Source organism: Sphingobium sp. 3R8, assembly GCF_020166615.1.
In the GTDB taxonomy this organism is placed as follows: Bacteria; Pseudomonadota; Alphaproteobacteria; order Sphingomonadales; family Sphingomonadaceae; genus Sphingobium; species Sphingobium bisphenolicum.
Map to the genome: position 1 here is coordinate 192,995 of NZ_JAIQXR010000006.1, position 26,317 is coordinate 219,311.

The 26,317-nt window shown below is 65.4% G+C and carries 26 protein-coding genes and 1 tRNA gene; 18 read left to right on the forward strand and 9 right to left on the reverse strand.

The features are described 5' to 3' along the window. Positions 1–4: 4 nt before the first annotated feature. Positions 5–2,929 (reverse strand): TonB-dependent receptor domain-containing protein, encoded by a 2,925-nt coding sequence (locus tag K9B33_RS08195; RefSeq protein WP_224548001.1) that lies wholly within the window; start codon positions 2,927–2,929, stop codon positions 5–7. A 184-nt stretch (positions 2,930–3,113) separates the two neighbouring features. On the opposite strand from K9B33_RS08195, the gene K9B33_RS08200 reads away from it, so the two are divergent. After that, on the forward strand, positions 3,114–3,647 hold the full coding sequence (locus tag K9B33_RS08200) for a MarR family winged helix-turn-helix transcriptional regulator (RefSeq protein ID WP_224548002.1): 534 nt from the start codon (positions 3,114–3,116) through the stop codon (positions 3,645–3,647). 315 nt (positions 3,648–3,962) lie between these two features. Here K9B33_RS08200 and K9B33_RS08205 read toward each other — a convergent pair. Continuing rightward, positions 3,963–4,053 (reverse strand) — tRNA-Ser (locus K9B33_RS08205). Between the two features lie 105 nt (positions 4,054–4,158). On the opposite strand from K9B33_RS08205, the gene K9B33_RS08210 reads away from it, so the two are divergent. The 7 genes from K9B33_RS08210 (at position 4,159) to K9B33_RS08240 (ending at position 10,637) form a co-directional block, all read left to right on the forward strand. After that, a complete protein-coding gene (locus tag K9B33_RS08210; protein WP_224548003.1) occupies positions 4,159–5,061 on the forward strand; it encodes a peptidylprolyl isomerase in 903 nt (300 codons plus the stop codon). 87 nt (positions 5,062–5,148) lie between these two features. After that, positions 5,149–6,264 (forward strand): alanine dehydrogenase, encoded by a 1,116-nt coding sequence (gene ald, locus K9B33_RS08215; RefSeq protein ID WP_224548004.1) that lies wholly within the window; start codon positions 5,149–5,151, stop codon positions 6,262–6,264. Positions 6,265–6,554: 290 nt separating this feature from the next. Beyond that, positions 6,555–7,385 (forward strand): sulfite exporter TauE/SafE family protein, encoded by an 831-nt coding sequence (locus tag K9B33_RS08220; protein WP_224548005.1) that lies wholly within the window; start codon positions 6,555–6,557, stop codon positions 7,383–7,385. 98 nt (positions 7,386–7,483) lie between these two features. Beyond that, positions 7,484–8,200, forward strand: coding sequence for a response regulator transcription factor (locus K9B33_RS08225; protein WP_224548048.1), 717 nt, complete (start codon positions 7,484–7,486; stop codon positions 8,198–8,200). Beyond that, positions 8,193–9,545: a sensor histidine kinase gene (locus K9B33_RS08230; RefSeq protein ID WP_224548006.1), complete on the forward strand. Its 1,353-nt coding sequence runs from the start codon at positions 8,193–8,195 to the stop codon at positions 9,543–9,545. Before K9B33_RS08225 ends, K9B33_RS08230 begins: the two co-directional genes overlap by 8 nt. Then, positions 9,538–10,098: a hypothetical protein gene (locus K9B33_RS08235; protein ID WP_224548007.1), complete on the forward strand. Its 561-nt coding sequence runs from the start codon at positions 9,538–9,540 to the stop codon at positions 10,096–10,098. Before K9B33_RS08230 ends, K9B33_RS08235 begins: the two co-directional genes overlap by 8 nt. Positions 10,099–10,271: 173 nt before the next feature. Further along, entirely contained in the window at positions 10,272–10,637 is a 366-nt protein-coding gene (locus K9B33_RS08240) for a hypothetical protein (RefSeq protein ID WP_224548009.1), read from the forward strand. Positions 10,638–10,673: 36 nt separating this feature from the next. Here the strand turns inward: K9B33_RS08240 and K9B33_RS08245 are convergent, their stop codons facing one another. Next, on the reverse strand, positions 10,674–11,876 hold the full coding sequence (locus K9B33_RS08245; RefSeq protein WP_411973997.1) for a phospholipase D-like domain-containing protein: 1,203 nt from the start codon (positions 11,874–11,876) through the stop codon (positions 10,674–10,676). A 126-nt stretch (positions 11,877–12,002) separates the two neighbouring features. On the opposite strand from K9B33_RS08245, the gene rpoZ reads away from it, so the two are divergent. After that, positions 12,003–12,347 (forward strand): DNA-directed RNA polymerase subunit omega, encoded by a 345-nt coding sequence (gene rpoZ / locus K9B33_RS08250; protein WP_007708529.1) that lies wholly within the window; start codon positions 12,003–12,005, stop codon positions 12,345–12,347. Between the two features lie 118 nt (positions 12,348–12,465). Here rpoZ and K9B33_RS08255 read toward each other — a convergent pair whose 3' ends face one another. Beyond that, positions 12,466–12,816 (reverse strand): glycine zipper 2TM domain-containing protein, encoded by a 351-nt coding sequence (locus K9B33_RS08255; RefSeq protein ID WP_224548012.1) that lies wholly within the window; start codon positions 12,814–12,816, stop codon positions 12,466–12,468. Between the two features lie 114 nt (positions 12,817–12,930). Further along, a complete protein-coding gene (gene ung, locus K9B33_RS08260) occupies positions 12,931–13,644 on the reverse strand; it encodes a uracil-DNA glycosylase (RefSeq protein WP_224548013.1) in 714 nt (237 codons plus the stop codon). 96 nt (positions 13,645–13,740) lie between these two features. Here ung and bla point away from each other — a divergent pair, with 96 nt between their 5' ends. Genes bla through K9B33_RS08275 form a run of 3 tightly spaced genes read left to right on the forward strand, consistent with a single transcriptional unit; the run spans position 13,741 to position 16,332 of the window. Next, complete coding sequence (gene bla / locus K9B33_RS08265; RefSeq protein WP_224548014.1) at positions 13,741–14,796, forward strand: class A beta-lactamase; 1,056 nt, start codon at positions 13,741–13,743, stop codon at positions 14,794–14,796. A gap of 52 nt (positions 14,797–14,848) precedes the next feature. Beyond that, complete coding sequence (locus K9B33_RS08270) at positions 14,849–15,220, forward strand: DUF962 domain-containing protein (protein WP_224548015.1); 372 nt, start codon at positions 14,849–14,851, stop codon at positions 15,218–15,220. A 44-nt stretch (positions 15,221–15,264) separates the two neighbouring features. Next, positions 15,265–16,332 carry a GNAT family N-acetyltransferase gene (locus K9B33_RS08275; protein ID WP_224548016.1) on the forward strand — a complete coding sequence of 356 codons (1,068 nt, stop codon included), beginning with the start codon at positions 15,265–15,267 and terminating at the stop codon, positions 16,330–16,332. Here the strand turns inward: K9B33_RS08275 and K9B33_RS08280 are convergent. Both K9B33_RS08280 and K9B33_RS08285 read right to left on the reverse strand, forming a co-directional pair. After that, the gene (locus tag K9B33_RS08280) at positions 16,310–17,182 is read right to left on the reverse strand and encodes a cupin-like domain-containing protein (protein WP_224548017.1); all 873 of its coding nucleotides are present in this window, start codon (positions 17,180–17,182) and stop codon (positions 16,310–16,312) included. The genes K9B33_RS08275 and K9B33_RS08280 overlap by 23 nt on opposite strands. Further along, a complete protein-coding gene (locus tag K9B33_RS08285) occupies positions 17,179–18,315 on the reverse strand; it encodes a GNAT family N-acetyltransferase (RefSeq protein WP_224548018.1) in 1,137 nt (378 codons plus the stop codon). The genes K9B33_RS08280 and K9B33_RS08285 overlap by 4 nt, the downstream gene beginning before the upstream one ends. A 159-nt stretch (positions 18,316–18,474) precedes the next feature. Between K9B33_RS08285 and K9B33_RS08290 the strand changes: the two genes are divergently transcribed. The 4 genes from K9B33_RS08290 to K9B33_RS08305 all read left to right on the forward strand — a co-directional run bounded on the left by K9B33_RS08290 (position 18,475) and on the right by K9B33_RS08305 (position 22,199). After that, the gene (locus tag K9B33_RS08290) at positions 18,475–19,476 is read left to right on the forward strand and encodes an NAD-dependent epimerase/dehydratase family protein (RefSeq protein ID WP_224548019.1); all 1,002 of its coding nucleotides are present in this window, start codon (positions 18,475–18,477) and stop codon (positions 19,474–19,476) included. 299 nt (positions 19,477–19,775) lie between these two features. Next, positions 19,776–20,786, forward strand: coding sequence for an SIS domain-containing protein (locus K9B33_RS08295; RefSeq protein ID WP_224548020.1), 1,011 nt, complete (start codon positions 19,776–19,778; stop codon positions 20,784–20,786). Beyond that, positions 20,783–21,592 carry a 3-deoxy-manno-octulosonate cytidylyltransferase gene (locus K9B33_RS08300; protein WP_224548049.1) on the forward strand — a complete coding sequence of 270 codons (810 nt, stop codon included), beginning with the start codon at positions 20,783–20,785 and terminating at the stop codon, positions 21,590–21,592. The genes K9B33_RS08295 and K9B33_RS08300 overlap by 4 nt, the downstream gene beginning before the upstream one ends. A 16-nt stretch (positions 21,593–21,608) precedes the next feature. Then, positions 21,609–22,199 carry a histidine phosphatase family protein gene (locus K9B33_RS08305; protein WP_224548050.1) on the forward strand — a complete coding sequence of 197 codons (591 nt, stop codon included), beginning with the start codon at positions 21,609–21,611 and terminating at the stop codon, positions 22,197–22,199. Positions 22,200–22,306: 107 nt separating this feature from the next. Here the strand turns inward: K9B33_RS08305 and dmeF are convergent, their stop codons facing one another. Both dmeF and K9B33_RS08315 read right to left on the reverse strand, forming a co-directional pair. After that, positions 22,307–23,320 (reverse strand): CDF family Co(II)/Ni(II) efflux transporter DmeF, encoded by a 1,014-nt coding sequence (gene dmeF / locus K9B33_RS08310; RefSeq protein ID WP_224548022.1) that lies wholly within the window; start codon positions 23,318–23,320, stop codon positions 22,307–22,309. After that, the gene (locus tag K9B33_RS08315; RefSeq protein WP_224548024.1) at positions 23,317–23,589 is read right to left on the reverse strand and encodes a metal/formaldehyde-sensitive transcriptional repressor; all 273 of its coding nucleotides are present in this window, start codon (positions 23,587–23,589) and stop codon (positions 23,317–23,319) included. The genes dmeF and K9B33_RS08315 overlap by 4 nt, the downstream gene beginning before the upstream one ends. A 75-nt stretch (positions 23,590–23,664) precedes the next feature. Between K9B33_RS08315 and crtY the strand changes: the two genes are divergently transcribed. Then, entirely contained in the window at positions 23,665–24,813 is a 1,149-nt protein-coding gene (gene crtY / locus K9B33_RS08320) for a lycopene beta-cyclase CrtY (protein WP_224548026.1), read from the forward strand. Beyond that, positions 24,813–26,297 carry a phytoene desaturase gene (locus tag K9B33_RS08325; protein WP_224548027.1) on the forward strand — a complete coding sequence of 495 codons (1,485 nt, stop codon included), beginning with the start codon at positions 24,813–24,815 and terminating at the stop codon, positions 26,295–26,297. Before crtY ends, K9B33_RS08325 begins: the two co-directional genes overlap by 1 nt. Positions 26,298–26,317: the final 20 nt, after the last annotated feature.

Sequence of the window (26,317 nt, forward strand, 5' to 3'; positions counted from 1 at the left end):
CGCCTTATGAACCGAAGTGGAAGCGGGCGCCGATCTTGAACGCACGACCGACCGGATCGAACAGGATCTGGTTGGTACCGCCCGATGGCCCGGGCATGGCGGGCGGATCGCGGTCGAGCAGGTTGTTCACCGTGGCGAACAGCTGGAAGGTCCGGCCGTTGCCGGTATCGACATTCACCCGCGCCGTCATGTCGAGGTAGAAGCGGCTCGGCACATTATTGTTGTCGACGCTGTTCGGCGCGGTCACGGCATAGCCATCCTGATCCGGCCCGACGAAATTCGTCCAGTAAATCCCCGACGGAATGTAGCGGCCATGGCCGGTCAACTGGAATTTGCCGACCGTCCAGGTCAGCACGCCGTCCAGCACATAATCGGGCACGCCCGGTATCGTCCCGGTGCGGACGCCGGTCTGGCCGGCGCGATCCACCGCGCCCAGCGCGTCGACGGTCGTTAGTTCCTTGGTGATATTCGCGATCAGTTGCGCGTTCAATTCGCCCCACGATCCGAGCGGCTGACGATATTGGAATTCGATGTCATAGCCGCTGGTCTTGAGCGCATTGGAATTGAGGATGACGTCGCGCACCTGAAGAATCTGGTTATTGGCGTCGCGCGTGATCTGGCTGCAGAAATTGGTGGCCCCCTGGGCGCAGCGGTTGACCAGCGTCTGCGCGCCGAGGGCGCCGATCGCGTCGGCTACCTTGATGTTGTAATAATCGACCGACAGACGCAGGCGCTGGAGCAGGCCGTGGCGCGGCGCGATCACGAAGCCGCCGGTCCAGCTGTCCGCCTTTTCGACGGACAGGTCGGGATTTGCGCCTGTGATGACGAAGGGATTGGTCTGCAATCCGCCGTTCAGCGGGTCGGACAGGCCGATCGAGCGGAGCGTCTGCGGGCCGAACAGTTCGAAGATATTGGGCGCGCGAATATCGCGCGACCGGGTGCCGCGTAGCCGCACGCCTTCGACCGGCTCATAGACGAGGCCGGCTTTCCAGGTCGTCACCGATCCCGTCGTGCTGTAATGGGTGCGTCGGGCTGCGCCATTGAGATCAAGCGCATAACCGACCGCTGAATCGCGCAGCACCGGCACGGCGATCTCGCCAAAAACCTCCTTCACCGTGACGCCACCCGACAGGGCCGAGCCGTTGAGCGAATAGAAGCCGTTCGCCGCCGAGATCGGATCGGCGGTGCCGTCAACCGTATCCCGCCGATATTCTGCGCCGACCGCCACCGTCACAGGCCCCGCGGGCAGGTCGAACAGCTCGCCACGCAGGTCGATACCCGCCACATGCTGTTCGTTGACGGTATGTTGCAGGCCGTTGCCGGTGATGTAACCCACCGATGCCTGACTATATTGCCCCTCGCCGAACGGATTGAAGGGCACGCAGGCGGCATCATCGTTGCTGGCGATCGCGTCGGCATTGACGCGGCATATGGTCTGGCCACCGGACTGCACCGCGTCCACCGCCTTCAGGAGATTGGCTTGGTTGACGAGGTTGGTCGCGCGCTGGGTGAAATTGGTGCGACCATATTGGTAGAAGCCGTTCACCGTCCATTTGTCGCTCAGTTTCCCCTCGACGCCCAGCACGCCGCGATAGGTTTCCGTGGTCGATGTCGCGCGACCGGGGCCAAGGTCGAACGCCGCCTTGCCCAGGATGAAGGAGGCGACGCCATTGGCGTCCATCGCCGACGCCACGGCGGCGGGAATGAAGGGATTGTCGCGCTTGATGCGACCCAGCAGCGTACCATTGAAGTCGCGGAAGATGGCGCCGTCGACCGTGCCCTTGACGCGCCCGTAGGAGACGTCGGCGGTCAGCGTCACATCGTCGGTCAGTTCCGCCGTCAGGGCGCCATAGGTGGAAACCCGTTCCAGCGGTACTTTGAGCCGCAGCGCGGAGATGAAGCCGTTACGCCCCTGTCCCTCGCCGCCGAGCATGAAGAGCGGGCCGACCAGCGTGCCATATTGGAATTGGCCCGGCGTGCCGTCGGCCAGGAACTTGGTGCCGCGCAGGGGGTCGGTCGCCGTCGTGCCGATCGCCTGACCCGCCGCATTATAGGACCGGTTGATCAAGCCGCCCGGCGTCATGGTCGATGTATTGACTCCGCCGATGATGAGGTTGGCGGGCAGGCCACCGGCGCCGGGCGTGTTGCCCAGGATCAGGGTCTGACTATCGCACCAGCTGCGGCTCGTGCAGGTGCCCAGGCCTTCCAGCTTTTCATATTCGACCGCGCCGATCACATGGACGCGATCGCCCAGGCTCATGCCGCCCGAAAGGCTGGCGAACAGATTGCCGTCATCGCCGCGCTGCGACATGCCGGCGGCAAATTCGCCGTCCAGCCCTTCCTTCTTCCGGTCGAGGACGAAGTTCACGACGCCCGCGACCGCATCCGAACCATAGGCGGCCGAAGCGCCCCCGGTCACGACATCGACCGCGCGCAGCAGGGAGGACGGGATGAGGTTGGTATCGACCGACCCCTGCACAGTGCTGGGCACGAAACGCTTGCCATCGACCAGGACGAGCGTGCGCTGCGGATCAAGTCCCCGCAGATCGAGCAGTCGCGCACCGATATTGCCGCCCAGATTGGCCTGGGCCGCCGGACCGCTCGATGCGCGGAAACTGGGTAGCTGGTTCAGCGCTTCGCCGACATTGGTGATACCCAGCGCATCCAGCCGTTCTGCGCCGATCGAGGTGACGGGTGTCGGTGCGTTGAAGTTGGAACCCAGCCGCGTACCCGTCACGACGATGTCCGTCACGGGCAGGTTGGCGGGGGTCGCGTCGGCGGCTTGGGCGGATTGCTGCGTGGCGGACGGTTCGGCCGTCACGGCTTCCTGTGCGGCTGCGCCGATCGGCAGGGCCGCCATCGCTACCCCGACAATGGCCAGGACGCTCGCATGTGCGCGCATGTGCTGGGTGCTCAATCGCATCGTCATTTCCCTCTCCTGGCCTTCTGCTGCGGCCTCTGCATAATTTATGTACCGTGATACATATATTGTCAACGCCGTCTTGCTATCGAGAAGACCGGCGGAAAACGGGCATTTTGCAGTTATTCAAGAGCGCCGCTAAGAATGACTGGCGGGCTAAAATTCAGTGCGCCTGCCTTGCGATGGGAATGACATGGCCTCCGACGACTCCAATCCAGTCGACCCGTTCGACAGCAGCACGCCGCAATATCGCGCCTATTTTCCGGAAGGATCGCGGGACGATGTCGAATTCCGGCTGACCCGAATACTCTCGCTGTCGGCCCGCCGCTGGGGGACGCATGTCGAGAATCGGATGCTGGCCGCGACCGGTCAGTCCAGGTCCAGATGGCAGACCCTTTTCGTCCTCAGCGTCGCGCCGCCGCCGGTCACCACGTCGCTGCTGTCGGCCCGTCTTGCCATTCAATGGCCGCCGCTGATCCGGACGCTGAATTCGCTGGAAGCCGACGGTTTGATCCGGCGGACGGAGAATCCGCACGACAAGCGATCGCGCCATATCGAGATCACGTCAGCCGGCATGGAGGTTGTCGAACAGGTTCAGCCGATCCTGTCGGACATCCGATCGACGGTATTTGCCAAGTTGAGCGAACAGGAGATGGAGTTGGCGACCCGCGTTCTGGGGATGATCGTTGCTGGCGTAGGGGAGGCTCAGGATATCGGTGACGACTGACATTGTCGGCGGCATTGCCATGGAACGCCGCGACACTGTCGGTTTGTCATGGTGATGGAATGACGGTCGCGGACGCGCCAGCCGGCGCCTCGATCGCGCGAAAATGACATTGCGACAGGCTTCGATCCTGCGGGACCGCATATCGCCACATTGGGGCCTTGGCCGCACCGAACCGGTCGCCGGCCATTGGCGAACCCGGTGACTGCGCTCCCCGCAGCGACGCCAGGCCGCTCAATGCCGCGCGCCGAGAAAACCCATGCCTCCACGATCGACTTCGCCGCAGAATGAGAATTATACAGCAAGAATAATGTATTTTGGCGGAGCGGCAGGGATTCGAACCCTGGATACGCTTTTGGCGTATACTCACTTTCCAGGCGAGCGCCTTCGACCACTCGGCCACCGCTCCGCATTGCACTGGAAGTGCGGCTCCCTATCGTGCGATGTGCGGCTAGGCAAGGGGTATGGGCAGGGGATGCTTTACTTTATCCCGACGCCGCTGTTTGATCGGTGCATGAACCGTCTTCTCGCGCTTGCGCTGTCCGCCGTCGTCCTTTCCGCCTGTCTTGCCGTCCCGGCTCTCGCCACCGATCCGCCCGCCACGCCCGCCGCCGTGGTGGCGCAGGCGCCGGCGGGCGCATGGCGGCCGATACCAGCGGACGAACTGCTGGTGATGACCATAGAGGGCGGCAAGCGCGTGGTCATCCAGCTCGCACCCGGCTTTTCGCCGCGCCATGTCGCCAATATCGCGGCGCTGGCGAAGGCGCATTGGTGGGACGGCACCAGCATCAACCGGGTGCAGGACAATTATGTCGCGCAATGGGGCGACGCGACGGAGAAGAAGCCGATGCCGCCCGGCCTGTCCGCCACCAGCCCGGACGATTATGCCCTGCCGCTGGCGACGCGGCGGCTTGCGGTCACGCCCTTGCCCCATGCCGATCCCTATGCCCCCTCGACCGGCTTTGTCGGCGGCTGGCCGGTGGCGATGGACGGGACGTCGGCGTGGCTGCCCCATTGCTACGGCTATGTCGGCGTCGGGCGCAATATATCGCCGGACGCCGGGACGGGCGCCGAACTCTATGCCGTGATCGGCCAGGCGCCGCGTCAGCTCGACCGCAACATCGCAGTCGTCGGGCGTGTGATCGAGGGTATGTCCAACCTGTCAAGCCTGCCGCGCGGATCGGGCGAACTGGGCTTTTACACCCCCACCGAACATCAGGTGCCGATCCTGACGGTCCGTCTCGCCAGCGAACTGCCGGTCGCCGACAGGCCGCATTTCGAGGTGATGGACACGCTGTCGCCCAGCTTCGCCGATTATCTGCGCCTGCGCGCCAACCGGAAGGATGATTTCTACGATCGCCCAGCCGGCGGCGTCGATCTGTGCAATGCGCCGGTGCCGGTCAGGGCCGCGCCTTAAAAACGGAGAACATTCTCATCCCGCTTGCGTTATCATGACGCCAGAGCGGCGCGATCGCAACCCGCGCCCATTTCTGGAGAGGCTCAGATGATCGTCGGCACCGTCAAGGAAATCAAGAATCACGAATATCGCGTCGGCCTGACCCCCGAAAGCGTGCATGAACTGACCGCGCACGGCCATGTCGTGCTGGTGGAGAGTGGTGCGGGCGAGGGCATTGGGGCGACCGACGCGCAATATGAGCGGGCCGGGGCGACGATCATCGCCACCGCGGCGGAGATTTTCGTCCAGGCGGAGATGATTGTGAAGGTCAAGGAGCCGCAGCCGCAGGAGCGCGTCCTGCTGCGGCCGGGCCAGATCCTCTACACCTATCTCCACCTGGCGCCGGACCCGGAACAGACCCGCGACCTGATCGCGTCGGGTGCAACCTGCATCGCCTATGAAACCGTGACCGACGTCCATGGCGGCCTGCCGTTGCTCAAGCCCATGAGCCAGGTCGCCGGTCGCATGGCGATCCAGGCCGGTGCGACCGCGCTGGAAAAGGCGCATGGCGGGCGTGGCGTGCTGCTGGGCGGCGTGCCGGGCGTGCTGCCGGCCAAAGTGGTGGTGATCGGTGGCGGCGTGGTGGGTTTCAACGCGGCGCAGATGGCGGCGGGCCTTGGCGCCGATGTCACCATCCTCGATCGCAGCCCCGAAGTGCTGGAAAAGCTCGGCATGTATTTCGAGGCGCGGGCCAAGACCCGGTTTTCCAACCGCGCCAACCTGGCCGAATGCGTGGCGGAGGCGGACCTCGTGATCGGGGCGGTGCTGATCCCCGGCGCCGCCGCGCCCAAGCTGGTCAGCGCCGCCATGCTGAAGACCATGAAGAAGGGCGCGGTGCTGGTGGACGTCGCGATCGACCAGGGCGGCTGCTTCGAAACCAGCCACGCGACCACCCATGCGGACCCGACCTATATCGTCGATGGCATCGTCCATTATTGCGTCGCGAACATGCCCGGCGCGGTCGCGCGCACCAGCACCTATGCGCTCAATAATGTGACGTTGCCGCATGCGCTGCGCATCGCCGAACTGGGGTGGAAGGACGCGTTGCGGCGCGATCCGCATCTGCGCGCCGGCCTCAATATCTGGGACGGGAAGGTCACGTATCAGGCTGTCGCGCAGGATCTGGGCCTGCCCTACACGCCGGCGGAAGACGCCATCGCCTAACCTGCGCCATCGACCGTCGGCCGGCCGGCGTTGCCTTTTACGCCTAGGTCGCCGTCGCGATTTTGTTTCTCCCATGCGTCAGACTTTGGGACAGTGGCTTGCGGGTTCGCGCACCTCGTTCGTCTAGCGGGACAGGGGGACATGACCACATGCCCCCATGCAGCTTGATTCCGCCGAAGAGAGGCATGGTTTAACGTCATGGTCGATTTCCCGATATTCGCCGCCTTGATCCGCAGAGGCGAACGCAACATCATGCGCGCTGGCCGCACTGGGCAGGAAGGGGCGCTGTAATGCAGGGCGATGTCATGACCTGGCTCATTCCGCTCATCGCGATGCTGGCCGCCGGCCTGCTCGCGGGCTTTGCCGCAGGCATTTTCGGCATTGGCGGCGGCTTCGTCGTGGTGCCGGCCCTGCTGGTCGTGCTGCCGCTGCTTGGCGGCACGCATGACGCCATCGCCCATGTCGCGATCGGCACGTCGGCGGCGACCATCATCGTCACCTCGATCCGTTCGCTCCTGTCGCACGCCAAGCGCGGCGCGGTGGAGTTCGAGGTGCTCAAGACCTGGGCGCCCTGGATCGTCCTGGGCTGCGGCGCGGGCGTGATGCTAGCCAGCCATGTCGACGGCCGCACGCTGAAGATGATCTTCGGCGGCGGCGTGATCCTGATGTCGCTGAACTTCCTGCTGCCCCGGGTGAGCGGCAAGGTCGTCAGCGACACGATGCCGTCGGGCATATTGCGCATGGGCATTGCCGGCGGGCTGGGCACCTTTTCCTCGCTGCTGGGCATCGGCGGCGGCACCATCGCCATCATGGTGATGACGCTGTGCGGCCGCACCATCCACCGGGCGATCGCCACGGCGTCGGGCATCGGCACGCTGATCGCCATCCCGACGACCATCGGCTTCGCGATCATCGGCCTGAAGGAAGGCGGCCTGCCCTGGGGTTCGCTGGGCTATATCAACATCCCCGCCACGCTGGCGATCGCCTCCATGTCGATGCTGACCGCGCCGCTCGGCGTGGCCGCCGCCCACAGCCTGCCCGCCGGCCCGCTCAAGAAGATCTTCGGCGCCTATCTGCTCGTAATCGGCTGCCTCATGCTGCGCGCCGGGCTCAAAATATAGACGCCAAAGCCGGGGCTTTGCGCGAAAGGCCGCCAGTGACAGGCTAACAGCCTTTGTCACTGGCGGCCTTTCGCGTTATCTGCGAGCCGGGGGACATGATGGCGCAGGCAGACGCGATTTCGATATTGCTGGTGGAAGATGACGAGGCCGCGCGCGCCAACATCGCCACGATCCTCAGCGACGCGGGCATGGTGGTGGAACAGGCGATCGACGGCGCCACCGGCCTCAACCGCGCCGGTGGCGGCAGCCACGACGTCATCATCCTCGACCGCATGTTGCCCCATCTGTCGGGCATCGACATCGTCACCCGGCTGCGGGTGGCGGGTGTAGGCGCCCCGGTGCTGATGCTGTCGGCGCTCGGCCGCAGCGAACATCGGGTCGAGGGCCTGGAAAGCGGCGTGGACGATTATCTCGCCAAGCCGTTCGAACCCGACGAACTGGTCGCGCGCGTCCGCGCGCTGTGGCGTCGGGCCAGCCGGCGCAGCCATGAGCCGGTGCTGCTGTTTGGCGACCTGGAGTGTCATGTGAAGGCGCGCACGGCCTTTCGCCAGGGCAAGCATCTGCCGCTCTCGCCCAAGGAATTCGAACTGTTCCGTTATCTGATGGAACATGCCGGCGAAGTGGTGACGCGCGAAATGCTGCTGCGGCAGGTATGGAAATTGAGCTTCGATCCCCAGACCAATGTCGTCGACGTGAATGTCGGCCGTCTGCGCCGCAAGCTGGAGGACGGGTTCGATGGCCCGGTGCTGGAAACCGTGTGGGGTACCGGTTATCGCCTGATCGCTGCGGCGGGGGCAGGGGCCAGCAGTGCCTAGACCCGGGCTGTTCCGTTCGGTCTTCGGGCGGGTCACCCTGTCGGCGCTGCTGGTCAGCCTGCTCTCCACGCTGGCGCTGTTCCTGGTGGTGCAGAAGATCGTCGAGGATGATGGCCGGGCGATGCTGGCGCGGGAGGTCGATACCGACCTGGCCGGACTCGCCGACATCTATCTCAGCAGCGACGAGGCGGAACTGAAGGCGCGGATCGCCGATCGCCTCGCCATGTATCGTGAGGATGGCGAACGTAGCTGGTATCTGCTGACCGATCCGGCCGGTCGCCGTCTGGCGGGCAATCTCGACCGCTGGCCGGTCATCGCATCCGAAGTGTCGGAGGCGCGCTACGTCAACCTGCCCGACGGCGACCGCATGTTCGCCCGCGCGACCCAGCTCGGTACCGGCGCGCGCCTGCTGGTGGGGCGCAGCAGCTATCGCGGGCAGGCGCTGCTCACCCGGCTTGCCACCGCCTTTGCCGTCGCCGGGGCGGGCATCGCGCTTCTCAGCCTGATCGCCGGCCATTTCGCCGCCCGTCGCCTGCGTGCGCGGGTGGAGGTGGTGAACGCCACCTTCGCAGCGGTTCGCGCGGGCCGGATCGCCGCCCGCGTGCCCGGGCCGGGGGACAATGATGAACTGGCCGAACTGGCCGCCAACACCAACGCCATGCTCGACCAGGTCGAACGGCTGGTCGAGGCGCAACGCACCGTGTCGGACCAGACCGCGCATGAGATTCGCACCCCGCTGATGCATCTCGACACCCGCATCCTCAAGGCGATGGAGGGGACGCAGGACGAGGCGCTGTTGCGCACGCTGGATCAGTCGCGGGCGGAAATCCGAAGCGTGGTGCGCCTGCTCGATTCGCTGCTCGATATTGCCGGCACGCAGGCGATGCGCGGCGACCTGCGCGGTCTGGCCGAAGTCGATCTCAGCGACGTTGCCGAAAGCCTGGCCGATCTCTACGGCGCCAGCGCGGAGGATCTGGGCATCGGCTTCCATGCGCGGATCGCGCCAGGGGTGCGCGTGCGCGCCGATCCGATGCAGATGACCCGGCTCATGTCCAACCTGCTCGACAATGCCTTCAAATATGTGCCGACCGGTGGCTCCATCGTGCTGGAACTGGCGCCCGGTCCGCATATCGTGGTGCAGGATAATGGCCCCGGCATCCCGCCGGCCGACCGCGAGCGGGTGTTCGAACGCTATGTCCGGCTTGACGGCGCGCGGGGCGGGGGGCATGGCCTTGGCCTTTCGCTCGCCAGGGCGATCGCAGAGCGGCACGAATTGTCGCTGCATGTGGAGGATGCCGCGCCCGGTGCGCGGTTCGTGCTCCAGCCGGAGGACCGCGATGATTAGGCTGCTCTTGCCGGTATTGCTGCTTGTCGCCGGACCGGCCGCGCCGGCAGCCGACATGCTGCCTGCCGATCCGGTGTTGCGGACGTTGATGGAAGGCGAGGTCGCGCAGGGCCATGGCGATCATGCCGCGCTGCTCGACACGGCGCAAATCCTCAAGGCGCTCGGCGCGACCCCGGCCGAAGGGCAGGATGATCTCGCGGCGCTATGGACGCAGGAGGCGCAGGATCATGGCGTCACTCAGTCGGCGCTTGGTTTTCGCGGCCGTGCGCTGGGGCCGGCCTATCGGCGCGGATCGCTCGGCGCGGGGGACAGCGTGACCGTGCGACAGCTTTTCTTCGCCGGACAGCGCGCCCAGATTTCGGTCGCCCCGGCTCACGGCGCGGCCAATCTGTCGATGCGGGTGCAGGGCGCGGATGGTAATACCCTGTGCGCCAAGCCGATCGGCGGCGCCCAGGCGGACTGCGCCTGGCTGCCGCTTTTTACCGACCGCTACGACATCGTGATCGAAAATGGCGGGTCGGTTCCTGCCGCTTTCTATCTGGTGGTCCGCTAGGCTTTTAACCGACTGAATTCAGGCCGATAAGCCCTGATTTTCGGGGATTTTCGCGCGTCGGCCCGTCGCCCCAATGCCTCGCTTCGTCCATTCTGCATATCCGTTCAGGCGAAAAGGGCCGGGGTCGGCGCGTTGTGCCATGCATGGTTCAGATCAGAAGAGGAGAAGAACCCATGATGTACGCAAAGCTTATCGCCGCCACAGCCCTGCTGGGCATGGCTCCTGCCGCCGCAATGGCGCAGGAAGGCCCGGTCAGCTATGAAGAGCAGCTGGCCCGGGTCGAAACCCAACTGGTCTATCAGGCGCCGATCGCTGGCGTGCAGAATGATTACTGGTTCAACTATCAGACCGATCTGGCCGAAGCGCGCAAGGAACTGACCAACGATCTGCGCGGTTCGTCCGACGCGGAGGATAATCGCGACGCCTGGGAGGAATATCGCGCCGAGCTGGCCGACGCTCGCGGCGACTATGCCAAGGAAATGACCGAAAAGGGCTATCCGGTCGGCGAGGTTCGCGTGCTGACCGACAATGGCCGCTAAACGGCACTGTTGACGGGGAGGCGCCTGTCCTCCCCGTCAATCGGCATCGGGGTCGCGGAAATTCAGCCGCCGCGTCACCGTATAGTCCAGCACGCCGACCAGCAGATAGCTGATCCACTGTTTCAGGAGGGTCAGCCCGCTGCGACCCGACCGATGCGCCTCCAGGCTGATCGCCCGGCTCCGCGCCGCCTCGCGCCCGATGAACTGGCGCACGTCTTCGGCGAAGACGGCATCTTCCACCCGCAGCATCACCTCCAGATTGATGAACAGGCTGCGCATGTCGAAATTGGCCGATCCCACATAGACCGCATCGTCGATGACGATCAGCTTCATGTGCAGCTTGCACGGCTGATATTCGTAGATATTCACGCCTCGTCGCAAGAGCGGCCCGTAGAGCAATCGCGCCGCCGCGACTGTCGCGCCATTGTCCGATCTGGCCGGCAGGATGATGCTTGCGCCCTTGCGTTGCGCGGCGCGGGCGATGCGTTTGAGCATCCCGCGTCCCGGCGAAAAATAGGCGGCGATCATATCAACCCGCCCCGCCTGCTCCAGGTCATGCTTCACCACCTGCGCCCAGGGGCTCAGGCGCCGGGTCGGTCCGCCGATCAGCCAGCGGAACGGGTCGTCTGGGTGGTGATGGAGCGACGGATGCCATTGTCGGACCATGCGCCGCAAAGTGCGGAAGCGATGCTTTTTCGTCGATCCCCAACGCCATAGCTGGCCATACCAGAGGGTCATCGCCTCGACCTGGTCGCCGACGATCAGCAGGCCGATGTCGCGCCAGCAATCCTCGGCGGGAATCCCGAAATAGCCGTCCTCGACATTGAAGCCGCCGATCATCAGTCTTTTGTCGTCGGCAATCGCCATCTTCTGATGGTTGCGGATCAGGTAGCGGGTGGAACGGCTGGTCCCGAACCGCGCAAAATGACCGCCCGCCTCGATCAGCGGCGCGAAAAAAGCGTCGGGGGTGGCGGACGATCCGAACCCGTCGATCATCAGCGTCACCGCTACCCCGCGTCGTCGCGCCGCGATCAGCGCGTCGCGGACCAGCGTCCCGCTGCCGTCGGCCGCGAAGATATAATAATAGAGCTTCAGGCTGTGTTGCGCCCCGTCGATCAGGGCGATCAGCGTGTCGCGCAGGGCCGGGCCTTCCGCGATCAGGCGCAGATGATTGCCGTGCAGGTCCAGGCGGATATCGTCCGCTTGCGCGCAGGCTGAGGCGGGCTCGACGGTCGCCATATCCCCTTCATGCCCATTTCGCTCGTGTATCGCCATGGCTTTATGGCCTTTTCATTGACTCTTGCAGGGACGGCTGCTAGGCGGCCCGTTCACGACTTTCCTTCCGTTATTTGCAGGAGGCCCTGTTTGGCCCGCGTTACCGTCGAAGATTGCGTCGACAAGGTTACCAACCGTTTTGACCTCGTCCTTCTCGCCGCCCAGCGCGCGCGGGAGATTTCCGGCGGCGCCGAGCTGACGCTCGACCGCGATCGGGACAAGAATCCGGTCGTCGCCCTGCGCGAGATCGCCGAGGAAACCGTCTTGCCTGCCGATCTGCATGATTCGGTCGTCGCGTCGCTGCAGAAGGTGCAGATCGACGATGACGATACGCCGGACGAGATCGGTTCGATCGCCCAGTCGGCGGAGGCTCTGCGCCTGACCGCCGCCGCGCCGCCGCGCAACCAGAATATTGGCGGCGATTACGACGGCTGATCGCTGGAAGAGTTTGGAGAGGGAAAGAGGCTCGGCCTGCGCAAGCGGGACCGGGCCTCGACCTTTTTGAGACAGCAAAAAGGCGCGGGGACGGATTGTCCCACGCGCCTTTTTTGTTTTAGCAGCTGCCGTTGCGGTCGATCGCGCGGCCAGCCAGCGCGCCGGCGCCCGCGCCGATGATCGTACCTGGCGCACGGTCGCCGCGCGTGTCAACGGCCCGGCCCAGCAGCGCGCCGGCTACGCCGCCCAGCAGCAGACCGGTGGTGCCGCCCGACTTGCGGCAGCGGTAGCGGTTATCGTCGCGATAGCCGCGCCGATCAGCATAGCGGTCGCCACGATGATGATCGCCGCGATAGTCGCGATGATAGCCGCGACGATCATGGTCGCGCGCATAGGATGTTGCGGGGACCACTGCGCTCAGCGACGCGGCGGCAAGGGCGGTGGCCAAAATGGCTTTACGAAAGATCATCTATATTCTCCTCAAACCCTGAAATCTCTGACTGTGATTGGGGTATCGCATGAGGCACTTGTTTCGTTCCTGAACCGGCCTGTTATGCGCGGTTCAGCTAAGACATTGGAACATCTAAAGAGACAGCGCCTGCTGCCCGCCGCCCAATGGCGGCAGCGCCCAGTCGATCGCACCGCGGCCCTTGGCTTCCAGAAAGGCGTTGGCCCTGGAAAAGGGCCGCGATCCCAGAAAACCGTTGTGCGCGGAAAGGGGGGAGGGGTGCGCGGACTTGATGACCAGATGGCGGCTCTGATCGACGAAGCCCGCCTTGCGCTGCGCATAGGCGCCCCACAACAGGAAGACGACCGGCTCTTCCTTCTGTGCGACGATCCGCACCACCGCGTCGGTGAACAGTTCCCAGCCCTTGCCCTGATGCGACGCGGCCCGCCCCATCTCCACCGTCAGCACGCTGTTGAGCAGCAGCACGCCCTGTCTGGCCCAATGCTCCAGAAAGCCATGGCTGGCCCGTGGGATGCCCAGATCCGCCTCCATCTCCTTGTAGATATTGACCAGCGACGGTGGCGTGCGCACGCCCGGCTGTACCGAAAAGCACAGGCCATGGGCCTGCCCTTCGCCATGATAGGGGTCTTGCCCCAATATCACGGCTTTCACCTGATCCAGCGGGGTCAGGTCCAGCGCGCGAAAATATTCGCTGCCCTTGGGGAAGATGCGCTTCCCCGCCACTTTCTCCGCCTGCAGGAAATGTTTCAGTCCCTGCATGTGCGGGGCGGCGAATTGGTCGGCCAGCGGCGCGCGCCAGCTTTCGTGCAGCTTGATGGTGTCGCTCATGCCGTCTGATGGCGCGGGGCGCAAAGTCCTGTCAACCTGCCTGTTTCGGGGGCAAAGCCTCTTGCCTCCCGCGCGCTGATCCGCGACAGGCAAAACATGTCGTTCGCTCGTCCCGTCAGCTTGCTCGCCGCTTTCGGCCTGTTTCTCGCCCCACTGCCCAGCGCGGACGCCTTCGGGCCACCACCCAAGCCGCTGGTCCAGCAGACCGCCGAAGCGAAACTGTTGGGTGAATTTGCGCGCTTTGCGGCCCTGTCGGACGGTTCGGTCGGGATCGCGGTGCGCGATCTCCAGACCGGCGAGACGCAGGCGATGAACGGCGACACGCTGTTCCCGATGGCCAGCGCCTATAAAGTGGCGGTGGCGGGGCGCATCTTCGCGCTGGTCGATGCGGGGGAGGCGCGGCTCGACGAACAGCTTGCGCTCGATCCTGCGCTGGCGAGCGAGGGCGGCATCGCCTGGATGTTCTCCCGCCCCGGCGCGACCCTGTCGATCGACCGGCTGCTCGAACTGATGCTCCAGAAGAGCGACAATAATGCGACCGACGTGCTGGTCGCGCGGGCGGGCGGGCCGCAGGCGATCACCGGCTTCGTCAACAAGCTCGGCGTCACCGGGCTGCGCGTCGACAGCGACACCGCGCATCTCCTCTATCGCGCCATGGGCATCCATCCGCTGGCGGGCAGCTTCCGCCAGAATGCGGACGCAGCCCGCCGCGCCGACCCGCAACTGGTCACGCGCGACCTGCGCGACCTGCCCAATATGGCCTTCGCCGCCGAATTGCAGGATACGTCCACGCCCACGGCGATGCTCGACCTGATCGCCGCCTATGAATCGGGTCGCGCGCTGTCGGCGGCCAGCACGCAGCGGCTGTTCACGATCATGGCGAATTGCGAAACGGGCAAGAAGCGCATCGTCGGCATGTTGCCGCCCGGTACCGCGGTCGCGCACAAGACGGGCTCGCTCAACGGCATCGGCAACGATGTCGGCGTGGTGCGGCTGCCCGATGGCCGCCGCTTCGCAATCGCGGTTTTCGTGATGAAGGACGGCAAGGGCCATGTCGCGCGCGACCGGATCATCGCGGAGGCGGCGCGGGCCGCTTACGATTATTTCCTCTATGCTCCCGACAGGGCGCACGGTCTGGCGCATAAGACTTAACAGCCACCGGCTGTTTCGTTACGCTCGCGGTCAAAGAGAGGATGCCAGGCATATGGCCGTGACACGCATGAAGCGCTTCCGCGACTTTTGGCCTTATTATCTGCAGGAACATGCGCGTCCGGGCACCCGCGCGCTCCATTATGCCGGCACCAGCCTGGTGGTGGCGCTCGTCGCGGCGGCGCCCTTTGCCGGGCGGTGGTGGATGGCCGTGGCCTTGCCCCTGGCAGGCTATGGCTTCGCCTGGGCCGGCCACGGCCTGATCGAACGCAATCGCCCTGCGACCTTCCGCTACCCGCTCTGGTCGCTGCGCGCGGATTTCGTCATGTGGTATCGCTTTCTCACCGGTCGCATGGGTCGCGACCTCGCCCGTGCCGGTGTACGGCCCGACGGCACTGTCGATCCGGCTAGACGCATGTCCGTCTGACCGATCCGCTTGACCCGCCCCGGCGCTCTGCCACAAGGGGCGCGATGACATTGTCCGCGATCTTCTCGCAGCCCGACCGGGCGACCCTGGCTGAACGTTGGCAGGCGCTGGAGGCGCGGTCGGACGGCAGCTTCTTCCTCGGCTGGACCTGGGTAGGGGCATGGCTCGACAGCTATGGCGTCCGGCCTGATCTGCTGGCGGTCACCGACGCAGCGGGGCAGGATGTGGCGCTGGCGCTGGTCGGCCATGCGATGCGGCCGCGCCTGTTGGGGGGCGTGGCGACGCTCAGCCTCAACCAGTCGGGCGATCCCCAGGCCGATCGGCCCTATGTCGAATATAATGGCCTGCTGGTCGAAGCCGGACGGGAAGCGGAGGCGACCGTCGCCGCGCTCGCCGCATTGGCGCGCCGCCGCGACTGGCGGGCGCTGACGCTGAGCGGGATCGCGCCCGATTCGTCGTTGCTTGGGCTGCCCGCGCGCCGCCGCATCCGGGTCGATGTCTCCCCCGTCTATCAGGTCGATCTCGACGCGGTGCGCGTCGCCGACGGCGATTATCTGTCGTTGCTCAGCGCCAATACGCGCAGCCAGATCCGCCGCGCGATGAAGGATCATGGCGGCCCACTCCCCGACGTTGCTATCGGCGGGCTTGATGACGTCATCCCCTGGCTGGAGGAGATGGCGGCGTTCAACGGCGGCCGCCATGCCGACAACGCCTGGGACGATGCCGGCTTCCGCAGCTTCGTCGGCACGATCTGCGCGCGCGGACTGCCATCGGGCGCGGTGGAACTGCTGCGCTTCGCCGATGCCGGCGGCGTGGTCGGGCTGCTGGTCAATTTCGTCCATCGCGGCGTGGCGATGAACTATCAGTCCGCCTTCGCCGCGGCGCGCACCGCCAAGGACAAGCCCGGCCTGCTCTGCCATGCGGCGGCGGTCGGTCATTATGCTGGGCGCGGCCTGTCCCGCTATTCGCTCCTGGCGGGGAAGGATCGCTACAAGCAGAGCCTCGCCACCTGCGAGGAGTCTCTCGAATGGTGGGTGCTGGAACGGTTCAGCCCGCGCCTCGAAGCCGAAGCGCTGCTACGCCGCTTGCTCAGGCGCCCAGCTTCCGCATGATGCGATAGATCAGGCGGCGGATTCCCTGCGCCTCTGGCCGGGCCGTCACTGTGCCGACCGGCAATCCCCTTTTGCGCAGAAGCGCGTTGAAACTGTGCAGTTCGCCTTCCGCCACGCTGCGTTCCGACCGCCATGTCACCGACAGGCTGACCGACACGGTCGGGCCGTTCTCGACGAAATGCGGCGCCTTTACCGGCACATGGATCGCGTCGCCGGGTTCCAGCCGCACGGCCTTGCCATGCGCCTTGAACCCGTCCTGCCACACCAGGTTGCGGTGGCCGCCGCCGTGAAAATCCTCGCTTTTCTGCGCCGGAACCAGATGCTGGTCGCGCGCGGGGAAGACGGTCATCGTCTTCACGCCCATGATCTGGAGCAGGATATTATGCTCCGGGTCCATATGGAATGGCGTGACGCTGCCGGGCGAAGACAGGAAGATGAAGGCTTCGCGATGCAGCATCGGCCCGGTCCTGTCCGCGACGATCGGCGCCAGTTCCGCCAGCGCCGCGTCCAGCAGCGCGGCATAGGCCGGGTCGCGCTCGACATTCTTGAGCACGGCCCAGCTACCATTGGTGTCGATCGTCCGGATCGTCTCGCCCAGGGTCAGGCCATTGGACGGGGTATCCTCCGGGCGCACGCCCAGCGGCAACTTGCCCAGATTATATTCGACCGAGGCGGCGGGCATCCGCTCGGCCAGGGTCGCCAGCGCGTCGAGCGTCAGCAGGCCATGGCCGATCAGCCCATGATGCAGCTTCGTCGACTGGTCGGGATAGGCGGCGGCGAAGAGCGCGCGGGCGTCGTCGGGGAAGATGATGGCGTCGGCGACCGGCGCGATCGGGCTATGAGCGGTCATGCCTGTCCTTTCAGTTTTCTGGCGATCGCCTCCACCCCATTGGCGAGCGCGAAGGCGGCGCTGCGCTGCATCCGGGCCACGCCGGCGCCATGCAGGGCGATACGATATTGCACGATGGTCCGTCGCTCCGCCCACAGGCTGTCGATCATCGGATGATCGGGGGCGGCGCAACTGTCCATCCAGCCGATCGCCGGATCGGCCTGCACCGCGTTCAGGTTGGCGATCTCGATCAGCACGCCCGGCGAAAAGCGGCCCAGCGTCTCGTCGAAGGCGATCTTGAAGGAAAAGGCGCCCTCGCCATGGCGGAAATTGACCAGCATCGCGATCGCCCGGTCGTCCAGGTCGATGCGCAGCATGTGCAGGCGCCCGGCGTCGAACGCGGCGGTGCAGGCGGCGCGGAAGAAGGCGGCGTCGGCAGGCTTGCATTCCAGCGCAGTGCCTTCCTGCCCCTTCCAGCCCGACGCCTCCAGCGCCAGGAAATCGCCGCACCAGCGCGCCAGCTCATCCGGTTCGCTCAACAGGCGCGTCTCGACCGCGCCCATCTCCGCCAGCCGTTTTTGCAGGCGCCGCAATTCCTTGCGCTTCTTCGACCGGACCTGCGTTTCCCAATAGGCGTCGGCCGTGAGGTCCGATCGCAGCATCGCGCGGTCGTAGCGGTGGATTTCTAGCCGGCCGCGCCGCTGCTCCACGCATAATGCCTCCAGCGCCGCGGCGTTGGCCCCGGCGGCGTCCAGTCCTTGGAGGTGGAGGAAGCCGCGCGCCCAGGGGGCCGCGTCCAGTTGCGCCAAGAAGTTGCGCCAGGCCGCGACCTCATGCCCCTGGCGAATGATCGGCGCGCCGAAGAAACAATGATCGTGCATCCAGTTCGCCACGCAGCCGATCGGCAGCCGACCATGGCGGGGCTTGCGGACGACCGGCAACAGGCCGATCGCCATGTCGCCATCGCGCGCCTCGATCAGGTGGACGTCGCCGTCGCCTGCCAGATGGTCGATTGCGGCGCCCAGCATGTCGGGCGCATAGAAAGCGTTGGCCTCCGATGCGTCCAGCGCCAGCGCCAGCCAGCGGTCGCGCTGTCCGTGCCCCGTCAGACCGGCGGGCGCGGCTGGGGGCGTGGGATGGGATGCCATGTCCATGGCTTTCGCATAGACGATAAAGATTAGAGCGCGGTAAAGATCGGCGAAAGCCTGAGCGTCCCGCGCGGCTTGGAGCCGATGAGGGCTTTACAAGCCGTGGTGGATTGTCTGAGACGGGGGGAGGGGCCGCGCATCTGCGCCCAGCCGAGAGGGAAGTGCATGACCATCCTCGTTACCGGAGCTGCCGGATTTATCGGCATGCATGTCGCCGACCGGCTGCTGGCGCAGGGTCATGCCGTGGTCGGTATCGACAATATGAACGATTATTATCCGGTATCGCTGAAACGCGACCGGATCGCGCAGTTGCAGGCGGCCCATGGTCGGCTCTTCACCTTCCACGAACTGGATTTCGCTGATCTCGACGCGCTGCATGCCGCCCTGGCCGATCAGGTGATCGAGGCGATCGTGCATCTGGGCGCGCAGGCCGGGGTGCGCTATTCGCTGATCAATCCCCACGCCTATGTCCGCTCCAATCTGGCCGGCCATGTCAACATGCTGGAACTGGCGCGGGAGCGGCGGGTGCGGCACCTCGTCTATGCATCTTCTTCGTCGGTCTATGGCGGCAACGACATGCTGCCTTTCCGGGTGGAAGATCGCGCCGACCATCCCGTCTCGCTCTATGCCGCGACCAAGCGCGCCGACGAACTGATGAGCGAAACCTATGCCCATCTCTTCCGTATTCCGATGACGGGGTTACGCTTCTTCACCGTCTATGGCCCCTGGGGCCGTCCCGACATGGCGATGTGGATCTTCACGGCGAAGATATTGGCGGGGGAGCCGATCCCGGTGTTCAACCACGGCCGGATGCAGCGCGACTTCACCTATATCGATGATATCGTCGCCGGCATTGTCGGTTGCCTCGATCATCCCCCCGCCGACGATGGCGCGATCAAGGCCGGCGGCAGTCGGGCGCCCCACCGGCTCTATAATATCGGCAACAACCGCCCCGAAGAATTGATGCATCTGATCGCCGTGCTGGAAGACGCCCTGGGCAAAAAGGCCGCGATCGACTTCCAGCCGATGCAGCCGGGCGATGTTCACGCCACTTATGCAGATATCAGCGCGATCTCGCAGGATATTGGTTTCGCGCCGACAACGGGAATCGAGTCGGGCGTGCCGCGATTCGTCCAATGGTATCGCACCTATCATGCGGAACGATGACGACATGATGCAATGCGGATAGGAAATAGGAAAAGGTTCCACGGCTCGTCGCTATAAATAATCAGTTCACCTTAACATGGTCCTGATATTGCCCGCTTACCTGCGGCAATTTTTCTTTCGCACTTGCAAAATACATTGCCATAAGTGCCTGAAACAGCGTAAGCCATGCTCCCATGCTGGTTGCGAAATCAGCTAGGGGTCGCGGAACGAGGGAAAGACGACACATCGAATACGATGGTTCGTCGCCGTTGATCCGGCCGGGTGATCTGGTCGTGAGAAACGGATAAAAGGGCAAACGCGTGTCGACACCAGCTTCGAAGATTGTACCGTTCGGCTCAGGCGGCCGTATCGTCGAGACTGCCTGCCGCAGTCTTTCGATTGCGGCCTCAGGGCTGAATGCGCTGGAGGCCAAATTCTCGGAACGGGAATTTGCCGCTACCTTCCTGCGCGTGATCGGCGTGATCATGAAAGTGCGCGGCCGTGTGATCGTCACCGGCATCGGCAAGAGCGGCATCGTCGCGCGCAAGATGACGGCGACGCTCACCTCTACCGGCACCCCGGCCATTTTCCTGCACCCCGCGGATGCAGGGCATGGCGATCTGGGCATGATCACCCCGGATGACGTCGTGTTGATGCTGTCCCATTCGGGCGAATCGACCGAACTCGGTCCGATCATCCATTATTGCAAGCGCTTCGCCATTCCGCTGGTGGCCATCACTGCGCAGGAGCAAAGCACCGTCGCCATGGCGGCCGACATGTGCGTGCTGATGCCCGAAGTGGAGGAAGCCTGCCCCAATTCGCTCGCCCCCACGACGTCGACCACGGTGCAGATGGCGCTGGGCGATGCGCTGGCGATTTCGCTGATGGAGATGCGCGGCTTTTCCGCCGACGATTTCCATAAATTCCATCCCAATGGCCGACTCGGCGCGCAACTGGTCAAGGTGCGCGAACTGATGGCCACCGGCGACGACGTCCCGATGGTGCGGGAAGACGCCTCGCTGCTCGACGCGACCATCGAAATGACGCGCGCGCGCCTTGGCGGGACGGCGATCGTCGACCGTAACGGCCGGCTGATCGGCGCCTTCACCGATGGCGACCTGCGCCGCACCGTGACCGGCAAGCAGAATCTGACCGAGGCCGTGGGCCGGTCCATGACGCTGACCCCGTTCGCGGTCGGCCCCGATGAACTCGCGTCGGAAGCGATGCACCTGATGCATGAGCGCAATATCATGTTGCTGTTCGTCTGCGAAAATGGCCGTCTGATCGGCGCGGTCCATATGCACGACCTGCTCCACGCCGGGGTTGCCTGAGCCTTCTCGTCGTCATTCCCGCGCGGGCGGGGTCTTCCCGCCTGCCGCGCAAGCCGCTCAGGCTGATTGCCGGGCGGACGCTGCTCCACCGCACGATCGCGATGGCGCGCGCGGCGATCGGTGCGCGCGAGGGCGTCGCCCTGACCGTTGCAACCGATGACGAGGCGATCGCCGACCATGCCCGCGCTGTCGGCTGCGATGCAGTAATGACCGATAGCGCCATCGCCACAGGTTCGGGCCGCGCGCTCGCCGCGGCGCAGGCCCAGCCCTCGCCACCGCGCTTCGTCGTCAATCTCCAGGGCGATTCGCCCTTCCAGCCCGAAGGAGCGCTCGGCGCGGTGATCGCCGCGTTGCAGGACGGCGCGCCGGTCGCCACACCGGTCATCGCGCTGGATTGGCCCGCGCTCGATGCGCTGCGCGAGCATAAGACGCGATCTCCCTTCAGCGGCACTACCTGCGCCCGCGCGCCCGATGGACGCGCGTTGTGGTTTTCCAAGACGATCATCCCGGCGATCCGCAATGAGGACAAGCTGCGCGAAACCGATCCCCGCTCCCCGGTCTGGCGGCATGTCGGCCTCTACGGCTATGCGTTCGACGCATTGGAGCGGTTCGAGGCCTGTCCGCCTACGGTGCTGGAAAATCTGGAGGGGCTGGAGCAGTTGCGCCTGCTCGAACTGGGCATATCGGTCATGACCGTGGCGGTCGATCCGCCGCGCTTCGACAGCAGCGGCATCGATACGGAGGCGGACATCAGCCGCGTCGAAGCGCTGATCGCCGTCTATGGCGACCCGACCCCGCCGCTCTGATCGTCCGCCCGCCATCATGCGCCGCATCTTCATCATCCGCCACGGCAATACCTTCGCCAGCAGCGCCGACGCCTGTCGCGTGGGCGCCCGCACCGATATCCCGCTGGTGGACAGCGGTCATGCGCAGGCCGGCCGGTTGGGCGACTGGTTCGCGCGCCAGGCGCTGCCGATCGACCGCCTCCTGTCCAGTCCACTGCTGCGCGCCCGCGAAACGGCCGATCATATCGCCGCCGCGACCGGCCATGACCCCAACGGTGCGCGCGACTGGCTGGGGGAGATCGACCATGGTCCCGACGAAGGGCGGCCGGAGGCGGCGGTGCTGGCCCGGATCGGCGCGCAGGCGCTGGCCGACTGGGACGAGCGCGGCATCGCACCCGATGGCTGGATCGTGGATGCCGACGCCCGCATCGCCGCCTGGCGCGCCTTCTTCGCGGAGGGCGGCGCGGGCGTGGACCTGCTCGTCACGAGCAATGGCGCGGCGCGCTTTGCTCTGATCGCGGCGGGCCTGCCGCTCGGCGCGCTGAAGTTGCGGACCGGGGCTTTTGGCGAACTGGCCGTCGATCAGGATGGTGGGGTCACGCTGGTACGCTGGGACGAGCGACCTTAGAGCATCGTGCGGAAAAGTGGGAACCGCTTTTCTGCTTGAAACGATGCGACAACAAAAACTTAGAGCGCGCGACGTGCGTCGGATTTAACGCAGCGTGCTCTAGTCCTTTACCCGCACTCCACCGTGACATGCTCCATGCGCGGCAGCGCGCGCACCCGTGCCCTTACCTTGGGCGCGTCGGCGCCGGGGGCCAGGCTGATGATCGCCGCATGGGCATGGGGACCGATGCGCCAGACATGCAGGTCGCGGATGGTGGCGCCTTCGGCTTCCGCCTGCGCGCGCACCCGCGCCATCAGCGCCGGCTCTGCCGTATCGAGCAGGATCGCGGCGGTGTCCTTCATCAGGCCCCAGGCCCAGCGTGCGATCACCACCGCGCCCAGCAGGCCGACGGCCGGGTCCATCCACCACCATCCCAGATAGCGCCCAGCCAGCAGAGCGCCGATGGCCAGCACCGACGTCAGCGCGTCGGTCAGCACATGCACATAGGCCGCGCGCAGATTATTGTCGGCATGGCCATGTCCATGGTCATGGCCATCATCGTCATGCCCATGGTCGTGGCTATGATCGTGGCCCAGCAGCAGCGCGCTGATGATGTTGATGATCAGGCCGACGACCGCCACCAGCGTCGCCTCGCCAAAAGCGACGTCGATCGGCTGGAACAGGCGCAACCCCGATTCGACCGCGATGAACAGCGCGGTCACGCCCAGCAGCAGCGCGGAGGCGAAGCCCGACAGGTCACCGACCTTGCCGGTGCCGAAGGTGTAGCGCGGGTTGCGCGCATGGCGCTTGGCATAGCCATAGGCGGCTGCCGCCACCGCCAGCGCCCCGGCATGGGTCGCCATGTGGAATCCGTCCGCCAGCAGCGCCATCGACCCGGTTATCCAGCCGAAGGCGATTTCCACCACCATCGTCGCGGCGGTCAGCCAGACGACCCACAGGGTCCGTTTCGCATTCTGGTCGTGGCCGGCGGACAGGTAGATATGGTCGAAATAATGGCTGTCTTCGCCATCGTCGGCCATGCCGGCAGGGCCATGGTCGTGGCCATGATCGGCATCATTATGCCCATGGTCGTGATGGCCATGCCCGTGATGATCCTGCCTGTCGTCGTCGTGCATCGTCATTTCCCGTAACGGCGGATCAGCGCCAGCATTTCCTCGGTCGCCGCCTGGCGCGCTTCGTCGGACAGGCCCGGACGGGCGACATGTTCGCGCATATGCTGCTCGATCAGTTCCTCCATCAGGCTGCCCACCGCGCCGCGCACCGACGCCACCAGCTGCAATGTTTCCGAACAGCCGGCGTCGCCGGACAATTGCCGCTCCACGGCGGCGACCTGTCCCGCGATCCGGCGCACCCGCGCCAGCAATTTATCCCGATCCGCTATGATGTGCATAGGATACCCCCCTATACTATAATTGCGGAAAAGCAAGAGTGGATCGCGATGCGCCGCTCCCCTATCAGGGGCGCCATGACGAGCGATCTGGACTGCGACCTGGCGATCATCGGCGGCGGCCTCGCCGGCGGGCTGATCGCGCTCGCCTTCGCCGCGTTGCGGCCGGAGATACGACTGCTGCTGGTCGAACAGGGGGAGCGCCCTGGCGGCAATCATCTCTGGTCCTTCTTCGACGGCGATGTCGCGCCCGCCGATCGCTGGCTCATCGATCCGCTTGTCGCCCATCGCTGGCCGCAGGGCCATGCCGTGCATTTCCCCGGCCACAGGCGCGATCTGGCGACGCCTTATAACAGCGTGACTACTGTCCAACTGGCTGTCGCTCTCGAACGCCAATTGGGCGATCGCCTGCTGACCGGCGCGACGGCGGATGCGGTCGATCCCCGCGCCATCCACCTGATCGACGGTCGGACAATCCGGGCACAGGCGGTGATCGACGCGCGCGGGGCGGGGGATTTGTCGGCCCTGCGCTGCGGCTGGCAGAAATTCGTCGGCCATGCCATCCGCTGCGACGATCCCCATGGCATAAACCGCCCGGTCATCATGGATGCGACAGTCGACCAGATCGACGGTTATCGCTTCGTCTATCTACTTCCCTGGGACGATCGCACTCTCTTCATCGAGGACACCTATTATAGCGATACGCCGGACCTCGACCTGCCCGCGCTAGACGCCCGCATCGCCGCCTATGCGCAGGCAAAGGGGTGGCATGGCGACATCGTCCATCGCGAACAGGGCGTCCTGCCGGTCGTGCATGGCGGCGATTTCGAGCGCTACTGGCCAAAGGGCGACCCGGTCGCCCGCGCCGGGGTGCGCGCCGGCCTGTTCCAGCCGATGACCGGCTATTCGCTGCCCGATGCCGTGCGCTTCGCGCTCTGGCTGGCAAATCAGCCGCTCGACGGCCTGCCTGCCGCGACCCGCGCTTATGCCAAGGCGTACTGGCGGCGTGGCGGCTATTACCGGCTGCTCGGCAGGATGCTGTTCGGCGCCGCCATGCCCGATCAGCGCTGGCGCATCTTCGCCCGCTTCTATCGGCTGCGCCCGGACCTGATCCAGCGCTTCTATGCCGGTCGATCGACCATCGCGGACCGTATCCGCATCTTGTGCGGACGGCCCCCTGTACCCATAAGGGACGCCATGCGAACATTATGGAACCCGCCCGCCTGATGACCACCAGGACCGCGATCGTCATCGGCGCAGGCTTTGGCGGCCTGGCGCTGGCCATCCGCCTGCAATCGGCCGGCATCGACACCACCCTGGTCGAAGGCCGCGATCGCCCCGGCGGGCGCGCCTATATGTGGGAAAAGGACGGCTTCACCTTCGACGCCGGACCGACCGTCATCACCGACCCCGATTGCCTGGCCGAACTGTGGCGGCTGTCGGGTCATGACATGGCGCAGGACGTCACCCTGATGCCGGTGTCGCCCTTCTACCGTCTCAACTGGCGCGACGGCACCAATTTCGATTACAGCAATGACGAAGCCGCGCTCCGCGCCGAAATCGCCAGGCTCGATCCGGGTGACGTCGCGGGCTACGAACGCTTCTGCGACTATGCTGCGGGCGTGTATGAAGAGGGCTATCGCAAGCTCGGCTCTGTCGCTTTCCTCGACTTCGCCTCGATGATCAAGGCGGCGCCCAGCCTCGCCAAATATCAGGCCTGGCGATCGGTCTATTCGGTCGTCGCCAGCCATGTGAAGAATGAAAAGCTGCGCGAGGCGTTGTCCTTCCACACCTTGCTGGTCGGCGGCAATCCGATGAAGACCAGCGCCATCTACGCCCTCATCCACAAGCTGGAAAAGGATGGCGGCGTCTGGTTCGCGAAGGGTGGAACCAACCGGCTGGTCCATGGCATGGCGACCCATTTCGAACGGCTGGGCGGCACGCTGCGGCTGGGCGATGCGGTCACCCGGATCGAAACCTATGGCGACAAGGCGACGGCGGTCCACACCGCCTCGGGCTGGCGCGGGGAGGCGGACGCGATCGCCACCAACGCCGACCTGATGCACAGCTATCGCGACCTGCTCGGCCATCATCCGCGTGGCGTGAAGCAGGCCGACAAGCTCGGCCAGAAACGCTGGTCGCCCAGCCTGTTCGTCCTCCATTTCGGGATCAAGGGCAGCTGGCCCGGCATCCCTCATCACATGATCCTGTTCGGTCCCCAGTACGAAGGGCTGCTCACCGACATTTACGATCATGGCGTGCTGCCGCAGGATTTCTCGCTCTACCTGCACCATCCCACGGTCACCGATCCGTCGATGGCGCCGGACGGCCATTCGACCTTCTATGCGCTGGCCCCGGTGCCGCATATGGGCAAGCTGCCGATCGACTGGGACCAGTTCGGTCACGCCTATGCCGAACGCATATTGGACGAGATCCAGCATCGGCTGATCCCCGACATCCGCTCGCGCATCGTCACGCGCTTCCATTATGCGCCCAGCGATTTCGGCCGCGACCTCAACGCCCACATGGGCAGCGCTTTCAGCCTGGAGCCGCTGCTGACCCAGAGCGCCTGGTTCCGCGCACATAATCGCGACGATGTCATTCCCAACCTCTATCTGGTAGGGGCCGGCACCCATCCCGGCGCGGGCATTCCCGGCGTGGTGGGCAGCGCCAAGGCGACCGCGGCGCTGATGCTGGACGATTTACGATAGAGGGGCATGACCCCGCGGAC